The sequence below is a fragment of the Metapseudomonas phytobenefica genome (assembly GCF_043392685.1).
GTDB lineage: Bacteria > Pseudomonadota > Gammaproteobacteria > Pseudomonadales > Pseudomonadaceae > Metapseudomonas.
The window spans coordinates 42,730-57,806 of the sequence record NZ_JBHZGM010000022.1 but is presented as its reverse complement, the minus strand read 5'-3'; the positions used below and the strand labels follow the sequence as shown (position 1 = coordinate 57,806).

11 protein-coding genes are annotated in these 15,077 nt (G+C 64.6%); 8 read left to right on the top strand and 3 right to left on the bottom strand.

Going from position 1 to position 15,077, the window contains the following annotated elements; genetic code table 11:
- The first annotated feature begins 10 nt into the window (after window positions 1-10).
- The 4 genes from ACFW0B_RS17690 to ACFW0B_RS17670 all read left to right on the top strand — a co-directional run bounded on the left by ACFW0B_RS17690 (window position 11) and on the right by ACFW0B_RS17670 (window position 6,653).
- On the top strand, window positions 11-1,324 hold the full coding sequence (locus ACFW0B_RS17690) for an MFS transporter (RefSeq protein WP_449150311.1): 1,314 nt from the start codon (window positions 11-13) through the stop codon (window positions 1,322-1,324).
- A gap of 399 nt (window positions 1,325-1,723) precedes the next feature.
- The gene (locus ACFW0B_RS17685) at window positions 1,724-3,049 is read left to right on the top strand and encodes an alginate export family protein (RefSeq protein ID WP_449150310.1); all 1,326 of its coding nucleotides are present in this window, start codon (window positions 1,724-1,726) and stop codon (window positions 3,047-3,049) included.
- Window positions 3,050-3,096: 47 nt separating this feature from the next.
- Window positions 3,097-5,241 (top strand): methyl-accepting chemotaxis protein, encoded by a 2,145-nt coding sequence (locus tag ACFW0B_RS26010; RefSeq protein WP_459251717.1) that lies wholly within the window; start codon window positions 3,097-3,099, stop codon window positions 5,239-5,241.
- Between the two features lie 179 nt (window positions 5,242-5,420).
- Entirely contained in the window at window positions 5,421-6,653 is a 1,233-nt protein-coding gene (locus ACFW0B_RS17670; protein ID WP_449150309.1) for a DUF3422 domain-containing protein, read from the top strand.
- 430 nt (window positions 6,654-7,083) lie between these two features.
- Here the strand turns inward: ACFW0B_RS17670 and ACFW0B_RS17665 are convergent, their stop codons facing one another.
- Window positions 7,084-7,794: a lipoyl protein ligase domain-containing protein gene (locus tag ACFW0B_RS17665; RefSeq protein WP_449150308.1), complete on the bottom strand. Its 711-nt coding sequence runs from the start codon at window positions 7,792-7,794 to the stop codon at window positions 7,084-7,086.
- A 327-nt stretch (window positions 7,795-8,121) separates the two neighbouring features.
- Here ACFW0B_RS17665 and ACFW0B_RS17660 point away from each other — a divergent pair, with 327 nt between their 5' ends.
- Together ACFW0B_RS17660 and ACFW0B_RS17655 are read left to right on the top strand one after the other, a co-directional pair.
- Window positions 8,122-10,005, top strand: a complete 1,884-nt coding sequence (locus ACFW0B_RS17660) for a multicopper oxidase family protein (RefSeq protein WP_449150307.1) — start codon at window positions 8,122-8,124, stop codon at window positions 10,003-10,005.
- A gap of 35 nt (window positions 10,006-10,040) precedes the next feature.
- Window positions 10,041-10,709 (top strand): SCO family protein, encoded by a 669-nt coding sequence (locus ACFW0B_RS17655; RefSeq protein WP_449150306.1) that lies wholly within the window; start codon window positions 10,041-10,043, stop codon window positions 10,707-10,709.
- Between the two features lie 142 nt (window positions 10,710-10,851).
- Here the strand turns inward: ACFW0B_RS17655 and ACFW0B_RS17650 are convergent, their stop codons facing one another.
- A complete protein-coding gene (locus tag ACFW0B_RS17650; RefSeq protein ID WP_449150305.1) occupies window positions 10,852-11,601 on the bottom strand; it encodes a class I SAM-dependent methyltransferase in 750 nt (249 codons plus the stop codon).
- A gap of 395 nt (window positions 11,602-11,996) precedes the next feature.
- Between ACFW0B_RS17650 and pabB the strand changes: the two genes are divergently transcribed.
- Window positions 11,997-13,346 carry an aminodeoxychorismate synthase component I gene (gene pabB / locus ACFW0B_RS17645; protein WP_449150304.1) on the top strand — a complete coding sequence of 450 codons (1,350 nt, stop codon included), beginning with the start codon at window positions 11,997-11,999 and terminating at the stop codon, window positions 13,344-13,346.
- 183 nt (window positions 13,347-13,529) lie between these two features.
- Here the strand turns inward: pabB and thrH are convergent, their stop codons facing one another.
- Window positions 13,530-14,147 carry a bifunctional phosphoserine phosphatase/homoserine phosphotransferase ThrH gene (gene thrH, locus ACFW0B_RS17640; RefSeq protein ID WP_449150303.1) on the bottom strand — a complete coding sequence of 206 codons (618 nt, stop codon included), beginning with the start codon at window positions 14,145-14,147 and terminating at the stop codon, window positions 13,530-13,532.
- 194 nt (window positions 14,148-14,341) lie between these two features.
- Between thrH and ACFW0B_RS17635 the strand changes: the two genes are divergently transcribed.
- Window positions 14,342-15,076, top strand: coding sequence for a phosphoadenylyl-sulfate reductase (locus ACFW0B_RS17635; protein ID WP_449150302.1), 735 nt, complete (start codon window positions 14,342-14,344; stop codon window positions 15,074-15,076).
- The last annotated feature ends 1 nt before the right edge of the window (window position 15,077 follow it).

The window sequence follows — 15,077 nt, the reverse complement described above, 5'->3', positions numbered from 1 at the left end:
GAACCACACCATGACAACAAGAACAACATCATTCGAACTCAGCCAGGACCGGCCCCGGCCCGCCAACCACAAGGCCATCGCGGCGATCTGCCTGGGCAATGCCCTGGAGTTCTACGATTTCCTGGTCTACAGCATGCTGGCGACCCTGATGGCCCGGCTGTTCTTCCCCTTCGGCGACCACCCGCTGATCCCCCTGATGCTTTCCCTGGCGGTGTTCGGCACCGGCTTCGTCATGCGCCCGCTGGGCGGCCTGGTGATCGGTCTGTACGCCGACCGTGCCGGCCGCAAGTCCGCCATGCGCCTGACCCTGTGGCTGATGGCGCTCGGCTCGCTGCTGTTCACCCTGGCGCCCACCCATGCCCAGGCCGGCCTCTTCGGCCCGGCGCTGGTGATCATCGCCCGGCTGCTGCAGGGCTTCGCCGTGGGCGGGCAGATCGGCACCTCCACCACCATGCTGATGGAGTACGCCGACAAGGACACCCGCGGTTACTACTGCAGCTGGCAGACCTTCAGCCAGAGCCTGGGGATCTTCATGGGCGGCCTGCTCGTTACGGCCCTGAGCAGCCTGCTGACGCCCGAGGCCATGGACAGCTGGGGCTGGCGGATGATTTTCGCGGTGGGCATCCTCGCGGCGCCGGTCAGCGAATACATCCGTCACCGCCTGGACGAGACCGAGGCGCACCGCGTGGCCGGCGCCAGGGCTCGCCCGGCGGAGGTCAACCGCCTCGCCCTGCTGCTCGCCCATCCGCGCCAGCTGTGCGCCGGCATCCTGCTGGTGATCGGCGCCACCGTGCCCATCTACGTGATCCAGTTCTACCTGGCCAACCATGCCATCGGCGTGCTCGGCATGCCGCTCGGCACCGGCACCTGGGCGGCCATCGTCGCCTGCCTGCCGCCGTTGCTGCTGTCCGTCCACGCCGGCCGCCTGAGCGACCGCATCGGCCGGCGCAAGGCGATCTTCTGGCCGCTGCCGATCCTCCTGCTGGCGATCTACCCGGCCTTCCTGGTGATCAACCAGAACCCGGATATCAGCGTGCTGCTGGCGGTGGTGTTCCTGCTCAGCATTCCGCTGACCTACACCATCGTGCCGAACCTGGCGATCCTGCCGGAGCTGTTCCCGGTAGAAATCCGCGCCAGCGGCATGTCCCTGGCCTACTGCATCGGCGTGGCCCTGTTCGGCGGCTTCGCGCAGTTCTTCGCCGCCAGCCTGGTCAGCCTCACCGGCAGCCCCAACGCGCCGGCCTGGTACATCTTCGGCGCCATCCTGCTGGCCCTGCTCGGCCTGATGCTCGCCCCGGAAACCGCCGGCAAGGAGCTCGACTGAGGCAGCCACGGCAGCCTCACCCTGTGGCGATTTCAATTGCAAAAGGTTGCCGGTGCGCACGGCGCACCCTACCGATCAGTCCATTGCAAAAGGTCGATCTCTTTAGCTCGGTCTGAACCGTAGGGTGCGCTGCGCGCACCGATCTCAAGCCCCACCTCGGCTACCCGATCGGACTCATCCTGCCAGCCCGAGCATTCGAATCGTCACAGGCAGGACGTGGTTTCCAATGTTCAAATGAATTCGCCCCCACAACAAAAGCCACAGCAATGCTCCGCGCCGAATCTGGCACGCAGGCTCAAGCCCTTGGCAAGCAGGCACAAGGCCAGCCGTTGGCAACTCCTTAGTATCCGGTCGCAGAAACGCTCCCCTGCCAATACCTACAAAAAAGGAAGCATTGCGATGAAGCGGTCTGCCCTGTTCCGAGTCTCCACCCTGGCCCTGCTGGTGGGCGCAGCTACCCAGGCCGGCGCCTATGAGCTGTACGCCGACGAAGACACTCACCTGAACGCCACCCTGGAGGCCGTGTACGGCTTCTTCCATAGCCAGGAGAACTACGCCATCGCCGGTTCGAAGAGCGAAGGCTCGTCGTCCTGGCGCGAGGGGTATGCCAAGTACGGCATCAGCTTCGACCAGGGGCTGGCGGGGGCCGGCACCAGCTACGGCGCCTTCAACCTGCTCAGCTCCGGCACCTGGGGTGACGGCGATGCGGCGGGCTTCACCGACGGTTCCGAGCGCACCACCAAGATCGAGGACGCCTACCTCGGCTGGCGTTCCGGCCAGTTGTTCGAAGCCCTGGGTGAAGATGGCGTGGACTTTTCCTTCGGCCGGCAGAACCTGATGATCGGCGACGGCTTCCTCATCAACGGCGACGCCCTGAACCTCGGCAAGGGTCTTGCCGATGGCGAGTTCAACCGCGGTGGCGCCTACTGGCTGGCCGCGCGCAAGGCCTTCGACCAGACCGCCGTGCTGCGCCTGGGCGGCAAGGACGGCCTGCGTGGCGACCTGATGTGGCTGAAATCCGACAACCGCGCCCAGGCCAAACCCGAGATGCTGGTGGGCAACCTGGAGCATGTATCCGCTGCCGGCACCTTGGGCCTGACCGCCATCGACATCCGCGACATCGATGAAGAATTCGCCTCGCCCTTCCAGGCCGAGCGCGACGGCATGAAGACCTACAGCGTGCGCGGCCAGGGCAATGCCGGGGTGGAGAACCTGTTCCTCTCCGGTGAATACGCCTGGCAGGACAAGAAGAACGTCGACGACGAGAACGCCTGGTACCTGGAAGCCGGCTGGACCTTCTCCGATGTGGCCTGGAGCCCATACGTCAGCTACCGCTACAGCCGTTTCTCGGAAGGTTACGACGCGCTGTTCACCGGTTTCAGCCGTGGCTACGGCACCTGGTTCCAGGGTGAGGTGGCGGCCAACTATGCCGGCCCGTTCAACAGCAACACCCAGGTCCATCACGTCGCCTTCAAGGTGTCGCCGCTGGAGAACCTGAGCCTCGGCGCCCTGTGGTTCGACTTCAACACCCTGGACCGCGACCTGGGCAATACCGACGGCCGCGAACTGGATCTCTATGCCGAGTGGGCGGTGAGCGACAACCTGATCGTCATGCCCCTGGTCGGCCTCTACAAGCCTGACCGCAGCGCGGAAGAAGGCGGCACCCAGCTCGGCGGCAACGACAGCAACCTCTACAGCCAGCTGGTGTTCGTCACCACCTTCTGAACCCGTCCGGGGCGGCGACGTCCCGGGTCTTCACACGACTGTTTCCCATGTCCAGCCCCACCCTCAGCATCCAAAGCAAGATCACCCTGCTGGCGAGCCTCTGCCTGATCCTGGTGGTAGGCCTGCTGGTCGGCCTGTCGCTCTACCAGACCCGCGCCAGTACCGAGCGGGTCAAGGATTCCAGCGCGAGCATGCTGGCCGAAGCCGCGCGCCTCAACTTGCAGGCCCAGGGCAAGGTGCAGGCCCTGCAGATCCAGCGCAGTTTCACCCGTACTCACGAGTACGGCCTGGGCCTGGCGCGACACCTGCTCTATCTGCGTGAACGCGCCGCCCATGGCGAAATCGACGCCGAAACCCTGCGCGCCCAACTGACCGGCGAACTGCGCAAAGCCCTGGAGCAGCGCCCCGAGCTGCTTGGCCTGTTCCTCATCTTCCAGTCCAACGCCCTTGATGGCCGCGATGCCGAATTCCAGGGCCGCAGCGACCTCGGCAGCAACGACGCCGGGCGCTTCGCGTTGTACTGGCTACAAGCCAGGCCGGGCGAGCTGCAAGCGGTGCCGGGTGACGAAAAGCTGCTGGCCGATACCGCCCCCGGCCCCAGCGGCGCCCCCTTCAACGCGTTCTTCACCTGCCCGCGTGACAGCGGGCAACTGTGCTTGCTGGAACCCTACTTCGACGACTCCTCAGGCAGCCGCAAGCTGGTCACCAGCATTGCCTTCCCATTGCTGGAGAACGGCAAGGTGCTGGCGGTGATCGGCCTGGATATCAGCCTCGACAGCCTGCAACAGGACGCCTTGGCCAGCAGCCGCAAGCTCTATGAAGGCAAGGGTCGCGTCAGCATCATCAGCCCGTCGGGCGTGGTCGCCGGCCACAGCCAGGACGCTGCCCAGCTGGGAAAACGCCTGCAAGCCGTGCTGCCGGAGCAGGCAGCCGGCGTCCTCGATTTCCTCGGCCGCAATGAGCCCCATGCCTTTCTCGACGAGGGGCAGATCAGCGTGCTGGAACCCCTCACACCCATCACCGGCGCCAAGCCTTGGGGTGTGCTGCTGGGCGTACCGCAGCAGGTGCTTCTGGCGCCCGCCGAAGCCTTGAAGGTGCAGATGGATGAGGAGCGCCTGCAAAGCTCGGCACTGGAGTTCGCCCTGGGGTCGGTCGCGGCACTGCTCGGCATCGCGCTGATCTGGCTGGCCGCCCGTGGCGTCACCCGCCCGCTGCTGCGGCTGGCCGCCATGCTGGAAGACATCGCTGACGGCGAAGGCGACCTCACCCGGCGCCTGACCTACGCCCGGAGCGATGAACTGGGCCGCCTGGCGCAGGCCTTCAATCGCTTCCTCGACAAGCTGCAACCGGTGATCGCCAAGGTCCAGGGCTCGGTGCGCGATGCCCGCGACACCGCCGACCAGTCGGCGCTGATCGCCCGCCAGACCAGCGAAGGCATGCAGCAGCAGTTCCGCGAGATCGATCAGGTCGCCACCGCCCTGCATGAAATGTCCGCAACGGCCAACGCCTCGGCCCAGAGCGCGGCGCAGGCCGCCGACGCCGCGCGCAACGCCGACCAGGCCAGCCGCGAAGGCCTGGACGTGATCACCCGTACCACCAACGCCATCCATGCCCAGGCGCGGGACATGAGCGAGGCCATGGATCAGTTGCAGACGCTGGCCCAGAGCAGCGAGCAGATCGGTTCGGTGCTGGAGGTGATCCTCTCCATCGCCGGGCAGACCAACCTGCTGGCTTTGAACGCGGCCATCGAGGCGGCCCGCGCCGGTGATGCCGGGCGCGGCTTCGCCGTGGTAGCCGACGAGGTGCGCAGCCTGGCGCGCCGCACACAGGACTCGGTGGAAGAGATCCGCCAGGTCATCGACGACCTGCAGAACGGCACCCGCGACGTGACCCGGGCCATGCAGGGCAGCCATGGCCTGGCCCAGGAAAATGTCGACCAGGTGCAACAGGCTGTGGCCGCCCTGGAGCGCATCAGCGATGCCGTTAATCTGATCACCGAGATGAATCTGCAGATCGCCAGTGCCGCCGAGGAACAAAGCAGCGTCGCAGATGAAATCAACCGCAACGTCGGGGCCATCCGCGACGTGACCGAATCCCTGTCCGGCCAGGCCGAGCAGTCGGCGCAGGTCAGCCGCCAGCTCAATGACCTGGCCAACCATCAGCAGGGGCTGATGCAGCAGTTTCGCGCCTAGGGCTCAAAAGGCCCTGGTGCGTTCTTCGGCGGCCCGTCCGCCACTCCCCGTCGCCACCGGCCTGAAGGACTATCCGTCCCGACTGGTCGGTGGCACTTCAGTTTTCCAGCGGCGCAGGTGTGACCGCCGCCCGGGCGGACCGCGTCATCGAAGAAAACCTCCCTGCCCACAGAAGTCCCATGCATCCACTTCGCAAAGCGCTGCACAACGAGCTGCACTCGCGGCCGTCGATCTACTTCCGTGATCCGGCCAACGTCTACCACTTCGCCTTTTCCGATGCCGAGGACGTTGTCTGCGACGCCCTGGTGGAACGCCTCAACCAGGCCGCCGACGCGCAACTGGCCAGCAATGGTTCCCAGGGCCTGCTGCGCATGGGCGAAAACACCCTGAAGTGGGAACGCCATACCGAGTTCTTCACCCTCACCCTGGTGGTGCCGCGGGCCCCCGGCGACCCGTTCTGGCCGCCGCTGCCGCAAGCGCTGGAAAGCCTGGTGAGCGATCACCGCAATCTGCTGATCAATGCCGACCAAGTGCTGGTGGAATCTGACGCGAACTGGGCGGGCGACACCGCAGCCTATGGCTTCAAGGACCCGGCCGGGTCCACCCTGGGGGGCGGCGATGCCATCGCCTGGTCGGACTTCCGCCTCACCGAGGACGGCGTCAACCGCATCCTGCTGGTCAATCGCCACCTGAATGCGTACCGCCTTGGCCGGATGATCCGCCGCCTGCTGGAGATCGAGACCTACCGCATGATGGCCTCCATCACCCTGCCGGTGGCCCAGGCGGTGAACCTGCAGTTGAAGGAATACGACAAGGAGCTGACCACTCTCTCCGACCGCAATGCCGAGGGCAAGAGCAGCGCCAAGGCCCTCTCGGCGGACATCGCCGCGCTCTCCGCCCGCATCGTGCGCAGCACCGCCCGCACCCGCCAGCGCTTCAGCGCTACCGAGGCCTATGCGCAGATCGTCTTCGAGCGCATCAACGAACTGCGCGAAGCCCATGTCGGCGACTGCCAGCGCCTGGGGGTGTTCATCGAGCGGCGCTTCCGCCCCACGGTGCGCTACTGCGTCGCTACCGACCAGCGCCTGGTTCGCCTCGGCCAGAGCGTGGCCAACCTGGGCGACCTGCTGCAGGCGCGGGTGCAGGTGGAAGTGGAAGAACAGAACTCGGAAATCCTGCGCAGCCTGAATGCCCGCGCCGATACCCAGATCAAGATCCAGAAGGCGGTGGAAGGCCTGTCGATCATCGCCATCAGCTACTACCTGCTGAGCCTGTTCAAGCTGTTCTACGGCGGCCTGCACAGCCTCGGCCTGGATGTATCAGCGAGGACGGCGATCCTGGTGATGACGCCGGTGGTGGTGCTGATCCTGGGCGCGATCTTCCTGCGGATCAGGAAGGCGAAGGGGCATTGATCCCCGCAAATCCGATGGGCAGACCTGCGGCCTGCTTGGCGAATGAATTCGCCCCTTCAAATGAGTGCCGACGCCTCACTCAAACCTCCCGTAGGTTGGTGTAGAGCGCAGCGAAACCCAACGATTGCCGGAACTCCGCTGTTGGGCCTCGTTCCTCGGACCAACCTACGGCGCCCCTACAAAGGTTTCTCGGTAGCCCGGCACAAATCGCAGGCAAAAAAAGACCCGGCAATTTGCCGGGTCAATAACCGTGATTAGCCTGATGAGGAGATAATCTGATGAGTCCGAAATCCGGGCCTGTCAGCTTATCCGGCTGGCCGCGAGGCCAGTGATTCGAATAATAATGATTCTCATTTTAAGGTCAAGCGATATTTGCTCACAGCTGTGAATAAATTTCATTTGCCGACAAAAGGTCCGGCCTCCGCCCCACTCACGAAAGCTCCAGCCCCGCCTCCGCCAGCGTCCGGCGATAGCATTCGCGCAGCGGGTCCAGGCGGCTCCACACCTGCCCCACGCATTCATCCAGGGCGATATGACTGCCGGCGCGCACCTGGTTATCCAGGCCACAGCCCCGGTAGAAGGCATTCACCACCTCGACCATGGGTTCGCGCTGGTTCTCCATCAGCACCGCGGCGTGGGCCAGCACAACATGGCGGCTATCGCCGCGGCGGCGACGCCAGCGTTGTGCGGTGCCGACCAGTTTTCGCGATGCCAGGGTGACGTTGTAGCGACCGTCGCAGAAGGCGCCGTCCACTTCTCCCAGCCCACCTTCCAGCCCCATGCCGGCCAGCCAGTCCAGCATCGGATGGCAGAGCCGCAGATAGGCGTTCTCGATACGGGTCATTTCGCTCTCGCTGGGTGGCAAGGCGTAGGCCAGCGCCACATTCAGCACGGCGGGCGATTGCGGCACCGGTTCACCACCGCTGTCGCGCAGGGCCACCGGCCAGCCCAGTGCCTGGCATTCGGCTTCGGCCTCGGCGAACCCCGCCAGACGGCTCATTCGTTGCGGCATGACCAGCGCCGCTTCCCGTGGCCGCCACAGCAGCAATCCGCATGCCTGCACGCCCTGCTGGATGCGTTCCAGCAACTGGCGCTCCGCGTCCAGCCCCTCGACCACCGCGACCCCTGAAACCTGGTGCATGCGTCCTCCCGTACAACGTCAAATTTCCGGCAAATATCCGTAACGCGCAATCTGCAGCCCCAAGCCATTAATCCATTGGCATTTCGCTGCCGTTCATATCGATACTTTGGCCGCCAGTCCGCCAGGGGCGGTTTTCACCCGGATACATGATGGCACTCGGCAATCGTCTCCTTTAGATTTGTTTCAACCTGTTTCAAGAGCGCAGTACGAGCTTCGACCGGCAAGAACCACAGAGCCAATCAATAAGGCCAACCGGTACGAGGTGCTCCAGGAGCAGTCAGAGCGATCGAAATCTCACTGTCCATCAAGCTGTGGAGGACCGCAGCCGTGAAGACCTTTCGCTTGAGTTCCTGGGGAAACTCGCTTGTCCCCCGGAATACCACCGACGACGCGAACCAACAATCAGAACAACCCCTCGCCAGCACCAACCGCCGCTCCTTCCTGAAATGGTCCGCTGCTGCCAGCGCCCTGCCCTTGCTGCTCACAGAAAGCGACAGCCAGGCCAAGGATAGCGACACCTCGGAAGTCACCAGCCCGAGAACCACGCCCTGGAAGGAATTTCTTCCCAACCAGATGAGCCCGCTGAACCCGGTCAGCGAACTGCATGGCGCCGATGGCGTCCAGGTGGTGCCGTATAGCCTCGAGGCCAATGCCGCTACCGGCGAGTGTGGCCGCAAGCCGCACCAGCGCTACTATGAGCTGTGCTACGACCCGACCCTGTACGAAATCAATGTAGTGGAACGCCCCTGGAAGGCGCACCCCGACCTGCCGGAGATCAAGGTGTGGAGCTACCGCGCCGCCGACTCCACGCCAGACAGCTTCAGCCCGGTCATCTTCGCCCGCTACGGCCAGCCGGTGATCTGCCGCTTCCACTGCAAGCTGCCCAAGGACCACATCGGCGTCGGCGCCCCCTACATCTCGACGCACCTGCACAACCTGCACACTCCCTCGGAAAGCGACGGTTTCCCCGGCGACTTCTACAGTGCCAACAAGCAGGGCGTGACCCTGGACTACAAGGGCGAGTACAAGGACCACTTCTACCCCAACGTCTACGCCGGCCTGGACGAGATGCAGAACGGCATCGGCGACTACCGCGAAGCCCTCGGCACCCTGTGGTTCCACGACCACACCTGGCAGGCCACCTCGCAGAACGTGGTGCGCGGGCTGTTCGGCTTCTACCTGTTGTTCGACCACCTGGATTCCGGCGACGAAAAGGACCCGAGCCCCGAAGCCCTGCGCCTGCCCAGCTACCCGTACGACTACATGCTGGCCTTCAACGACATGCGCTTCGACTCGAAGGGCCAGCTGGTATTCGACCGGTTCGACCCCGACGGCACCCTGGGCGACAAGATCCTGGTCAATGGCAAGATCGAGCCGGTGCTGCGAGTGGCCCGTCGCAAGTACCGCCTGCGCCTGCTCAACGCCGGCCCGTCGCGCTTCTACGAGTTCTACCTGAATGACAGCAAGGGCAAGGCGCAGACCTTCACCTACATCGCCAACGACGGCAACCTGCTGCCGGCGCCGATCCGCAGCATGGGCAACGTTCGCCTGGGCGTTGCCGAGCGTGCCGACCTGGTGGTGGATTTTTCCAAATACCCCATTGGTACCGAGCTGTTCCTGACCAACCGCCTGACCCAGGAAACCACCAGGGGCCCGGACAAGGTGGAGGGTTCTGGCACCAAGGTGCTCAAACTGCTGGTGGACCGCGACCCGCCGGAACAGGACCTCAGCCAGGTGCCCGACGTGCTGCGGCCGCTGCGCCCGCTGTGCGACGAGGAAATCAAGCGAGCCAAGGTGCGCCGCTGGGTGTTCGACCGCACAGGAGGCGAATGGGCGGTCAACGGCAAACCGGAAAACATCCTCAACAGCAGTGCCAAGATCGACAAGGGCGAGTGCGAGGTCTGGGAACTGGTCAACGAGAGCGGCGGCTGGCTACACCCCGTGCATGTCCACTTCGAGGAAGGCCGCATCCTCAGCAGAGCGATCAAGGGGGTGCCGGTGACCGTTCCGGCACACGAGCGGGGGCGCAAGGACGTCTTTGTGCTCGGCAAGGACGAAACGGTCAGGGTGTTCCTGCGCTTCCGCGACTTCACCGGCAAGTACGTCATGCATTGCCACAACGTGATCCACGAGGACCACGGCATGATGATCCGCTGGGACGTGGAGGACGACACGCCGCCCGAACCGCCAGAGGGGTGCGGCGTCAGCTGATCACCGCCAACCTTGATCGTTACTGGAGATGCCAGATGAACACTCGCAGAAACCTGCTGTTCGGCGCCGGTGTGGCTGCCGCGGGCCTGGCCGCGCTGAGTGCCGGCCTGGCGGGCCGCAACTGGGCCGCCCCGGAACCCGAGTACGCCGAGGGCGACAGCTTCGGCGCCCGCTACTTCCCCAACCTCACGCTCTACACGCACCAGGGCAAGCGCGTGAAGCTCTACGACGACCTGATGCGTGACAAGGTAGTGACCTTCAACATGATGTACACGATGTGCGGCGGCCTCTGCCCCACCATGACCGCCAACCTGCGCGGCGCCCAGAGGCTTTTGGGCGAGCGTGCCGGGAAGAACATCTTCATGTACTCCATCACCCTGCAGCCGGAGCTGGATACGCCGGAAGTCCTCAGGGAATACGCCGAGTCCCATCACGTCGGGCCGGGATGGCTGTTCCTGACCGGAGAACCGGCGGATCTGGAGAAACTGCGGCGCAAGCTCGGCTTCTTCGACCCGGACCCGGTGATCGACGCCGACCGCGCGACGCACATCCGCATGGTGCGCATCGGCAATGACCGCTACGACCAGTGGACCATGGCCTCGGCCCGCTCCCATCCCGAGCAGTTGGTGGCGGCGATCAACATGGTGGATCGGTCGGTGGACTACACCGCGTACAACGGCAGGGATGCGGGTTTGCCGGCTTGAGGTCGGGCTAGTCGGGGCGACAAACCTTGTGGGGGCGATTTCAATCGCTATGCGGGCCGAAGGCCTGCCTCGAGTAATTCGAGGGGGGCAGCTGCGCTGCCCTTAGCGAATGAATTCGCCCCCACAAAGGAATGGCCCGGCTTCAGGAAACCCGCCCCAGATTCACCGTCAGCGGCCAGCTCACCCGGCGGGTGCTGGCCGGGTCGCCCCAGGCCTGCTGGAAGCGTTCGCGCAGCGGGTCGAGGGGATCGGTGCCATGGACGGATTTGTAGGTGCCAAGGGCCGACCAGCTTTCCAGGTATCCCAGCAGGCGCGCCAGATCCCAGTCGGCATCCAGAGTGAAGGGCGGCACCTCGATGCGCTCGAAGGGGAACGGCAGGGTGCGATAGCCCTGCTCCACATGCTTGCGCTCTTCCGCCCAGTAGCTGCCGAGGATGTCCTGATAGAGGTGATCGACCAGCGCATCCACTTCCGGCGCGATGCTTGAGCGGTTATAGGAGATCACCGCCAGCAATCCGCCCGGCCGGCTCACCCGACGCACTTCGGCATAGAAGCGCTCCAGGTCGAACCAGTGCAGTGCCTGGGCCACCAGGATCAGGGACACGCTGCGTGTGGCCAGCGAGGTCTGTTCCGCCGGTTCGCAGCGGTAGTCGATGTTGGGCGCAGGCTCGGCCCGCGCCAGTTGCTGGGCGCTGACATCAGTGCCGACCACCTGCCGGAAGTGCCTGGCCAGGTCGGTGGTGGCCTGGCCGGTGCCACAACCGCAGTCCCAGGCCAGCGACTGGTCCGGCGCCTGCTGGCTGAGCCAGGCGATCAGGGCGGGGTCATAGGTGGGACGATTGGCGCGATAGGCGTCGGATTGGCGGGTGAAAAGCGCGCGGGTATCGGACATGGCAGGAATCCGCTTCGGGTCGCTGGGGTTGCCAGCATAGCGCGCGATCAAGGCGCCCTGCGAAGGTTTCCCCTCCCTCCCCCCGCCCCGCTCCCGAAAGGAAAGGGGAGCAAAGCGCGCAGGAACCAAGTCTTGCGCACCTCCTGTGGGGGCGATTTCAATCGCTGAGCAGGCCGAAGGCCTGCCCGGGAGACGGGGCAGCTGCGCTGCCCATAGCGAATGAATTCACCCCCACAATGTCTTTTCACAACGGCCAGTTCGAACGAGCCCCGATCTCCGTGGGACTGGTACGCAAATGACAGAACGCTTTTCCTGCGTAAACGTCAGAATAGGCCCTAGGATCGCCACTGCGGGCAGACTAGAATCCGCGACTGCATTCTGCCCACGCTGCCCTTATGCCTGACTGCCATCTACACGCCCTTCCCTATCATGAATCTCCCTGCGAACGCTTCGCCCTGGTGCGCCAGGCACCGGGCGCCGTGCTGCTGGACGCCGGTCGCCCGGTGGCCGAGCGTGGACGCTACGACCTGTTCAGCGCCTGGCCCCTGGCAGAATTGGCGGCGATGCCGGGCGAATCGGCCACGGACTTCGCCCAGCGCTTGCGCAAGGCCCTGGCCAGCCTCGGCGAAGCCGGCCTTCCCGCGGGAATCGAGCTGCCATTCATCGGCGGACTGATCGGCTACCTGGCCTATGACTTCGGCCGGCGGGTGGAGCAATTGCCGGAACAGGCCATCGACGACCTGCAACTGCCGGATGCCCGACTGGGCCTCTATGCCTGGGCGCTGGTCAGCGACCACCAGTTGCGCAGCAGCCAACTGGTGTTCCACCCCAGCCTCGGTGAGACCGAGCGCGCACGCCTGATCGCCCTGTTCAGCGAACCGGCGCAGCTGCCGTCCACCCCGTTCCGCCTGCGGGCGCCCTTCGTCGCCAACCTGACGGAAGAGCGTTACCGCAACGCCATCGAACGGGTGCAGGCGTACATCCAGGCCGGCGATTGCTACCAGGTGAACTTCACCCAGCGCTTCCAGGCGCCCTGCGAGGGCGATCCCTGGACCGCTTACCAGGCCCTGCGCACAGCCTGTCCAACACCCTTCGCCGGCTACCAGGCGCTGGATGACGGTGGCGCCATCCTCAGCCTGTCGCCGGAACGCTTCATCAAGGTCAGCCAGGGCCAGGTGGAAACCCGCCCGATCAAGGGCACCCGGCCACGCGGCCGTACCCCCGAAGAGGACCGCGCCCAGGCAGAAGAATTGCTGGCCAGCCGCAAGGACCGCGCCGAGAACCTGATGATCGTGGACCTGCTGCGCAACGACCTGGGGCGCAGCTGCGCCATCGGCTCAGTGCGGGTGCCCGAGCTGTTCGCGCTGGAAAGCTACCCCAACGTGCATCACCTGGTGAGCGCCATCACCGGCCGCCTGGCCGACGACAAGGACGCGCTGGACCTGATCACCGGCAGCTTCCCCGGCGGCTCCATCACCGGCGCGCCGAAGATCCGCGCAATGCAGATCATCGACGAGCTGGAGCCCAACCGCCGTTCGATCTACTGCGGCTCCCTCCTCTATCTCGACGTGCGCGGCGAGCTCGACAGCTCCATCGCCATCCGCACCGTGCTGGTGAAGGACGGCCAGGCCAGTTGCTGGGGCGGCGGCGGCATAGTCGCCGACTCCGACTGGCAAGAGGAGTACCGGGAATCCATCACCAAGGTGAAGGTGCTGATGGAAACGCTGGAGGGGATGGGGGCATGAGTGAATCGTTCATCTGTGGGGGAGATTTCAATCGCTGTGCGGGCCTATGGCCTGCCCCTTTAACGACCTGGGGCAGCTGCGCTGCCCTTAGCGAATGAATTCGCCCCCACAAGGTTCCTGGAGCCCTTCAGCCAACAGAAATGAAAAAGCCCGCTTTCGCGGGCTTTTTCATGGGCGACAGGCTCAGAGGCTCAGCTGGCGGCTGGAGGCCTTGATGAACTCGCGCTTGAGGTCTTCGTAGGTATGCACCGCCGGGAACTGCGGGAACTCGCGGATCACGTTTTCCGGGGCATGGAACAGGATGCCGGCGTGGGCTTCGCTGAGCATGGTGGTGTCGTTGTAGGAGTCGCCAGCGGCGATCACGCGGTAGTAGAGGCTCTTGAAGGCGATCACGGACTGACGCTTGGGATCCTTCTGGCGCAGCTGGTAGCTCACCACGCGATCGGTGTCGTCGGTGATCAGGCGGTGGCAGAGCAGCGTCGGGAAGCCGAGCTGGCGCATCAGCGGCTGGGAGAATTCGTAGAAAGTGTCGGAAAGGATGACGACCTGGAAGCGCTCGCGCAGCCAGTCGACGAACTCGACGGCGCCTTCCAGCGGCTTCAGGGTGGCGATCACTTCCTGGATGTCGGACAGCTTCAGGCCATGCTCGTCGAGGATGCGCAGACGCTGCTTCATCAGCACGTCGTAGTCCGGGATGTCCCGGGTGGTCGCCTTGAGCGCTTCGATTCCGGTTTTTTCCGCAAAGGCGATCCAGATTTCCGGAACCAGTACACCTTCAAGGTCGAGACAGGCGATTTCCACGAGCAATTTCCCCGCATGGCTTTTTGATTGGAGGCGGCACTCTATCCGCTCCCCCCAGGCGGTGCAACGCGCCACTTATAGCCAAATATGGCAGTGCTACTTCCTGATGGTTATTTAGGGGCATAACTCACCCTTTGTTAAGATGCGCGCCATAGAGCGCGCCCAGCGCCACTCCCTATAAGGAAGCCTGCCTGATGAGCCAACCCTTCGACGTCGCCGAACTGGCGGCGAGCTATGCCAGCAAGTCCCCCCAGGACATCCTCAAACTCGCCTTCGAGCATTTCGGTGACGAACTGTGGATCTCCTTCAGCGGCGCCGAAGATGTGGTGCTGGTGGACATGGCCTGGAAACTGAACAAGAACGTCAAGGTATTCAGCCTGGATACCGGCCGCCTGCATCCGGAAACCTACCGCTTCATCGAGCAGGTGCGCGAGCACTACGGCATCGCCATCGAGGTGCTGACGCCGGACCCGCGCCTGCTGGAACCCTTCGTCAAGGAAAAGGGCCTGTTCAGCTTCTTCAAGGACGGTCACAGCGAGTGCTGCGGCATCCGCAAGATCGAACCGCTCCGGCGCAAGCTCGCCAGCGTGACTGCCTGGGCCACAGGCCAGCGCCGCGACCAGAGCCCCGGCACCCGTTCCCAGGTGGCGGTACTGGAAGTGGACGGCGCCTTCTCCACTCCGGACAAGCCGCTGTACAAGTTCAACCCGCTGGCGCAGATGACCAGCGAGGAAGTCTGGGCCTACATCCGCATGCTGGAGATTCCCTATAACCCGCTGCACGAGCGCGGCTTCATCAGCATCGGCTGCGAACCCTGCACCCGCCCGGTGCTGCCGAACCAGCATGAGCGTGAAGGCCGCTGGTGGTGGGAAGAAGCCACCCAGAAGGAGTGCGGCCTGCACGCCGGCAACCTGATCAGCAAGGCTTGAG

Coding starts and splice junctions, on each gene's coding strand:
- ACFW0B_RS17690 (WP_449150311.1), top strand. CDS start 11: ATGACAACAAGAACAACATCATTCGAACTCAGCCAGGACCGGCCCCGG.
- ACFW0B_RS17685 (WP_449150310.1), top strand. CDS start 1,724: ATGAAGCGGTCTGCCCTGTTCCGAGTCTCCACCCTGGCCCTGCTGGTG.
- ACFW0B_RS26010 (WP_459251717.1), top strand. CDS start 3,097: ATGTCCAGCCCCACCCTCAGCATCCAAAGCAAGATCACCCTGCTGGCG.
- ACFW0B_RS17670 (WP_449150309.1), top strand. CDS start 5,421: ATGCATCCACTTCGCAAAGCGCTGCACAACGAGCTGCACTCGCGGCCG.
- ACFW0B_RS17665 (WP_449150308.1), bottom strand. CDS start 7,794: ATGCACCAGGTTTCAGGGGTCGCGGTGGTCGAGGGGCTGGACGCGGAG.
- ACFW0B_RS17655 (WP_449150306.1), top strand. CDS start 10,041: ATGAACACTCGCAGAAACCTGCTGTTCGGCGCCGGTGTGGCTGCCGCG.
- ACFW0B_RS17650 (WP_449150305.1), bottom strand. CDS start 11,601: ATGTCCGATACCCGCGCGCTTTTCACCCGCCAATCCGACGCCTATCGC.
- pabB (WP_449150304.1), top strand. CDS start 11,997: ATGCCTGACTGCCATCTACACGCCCTTCCCTATCATGAATCTCCCTGC.
- ACFW0B_RS17635 (WP_449150302.1), top strand. CDS start 14,342: ATGAGCCAACCCTTCGACGTCGCCGAACTGGCGGCGAGCTATGCCAGC.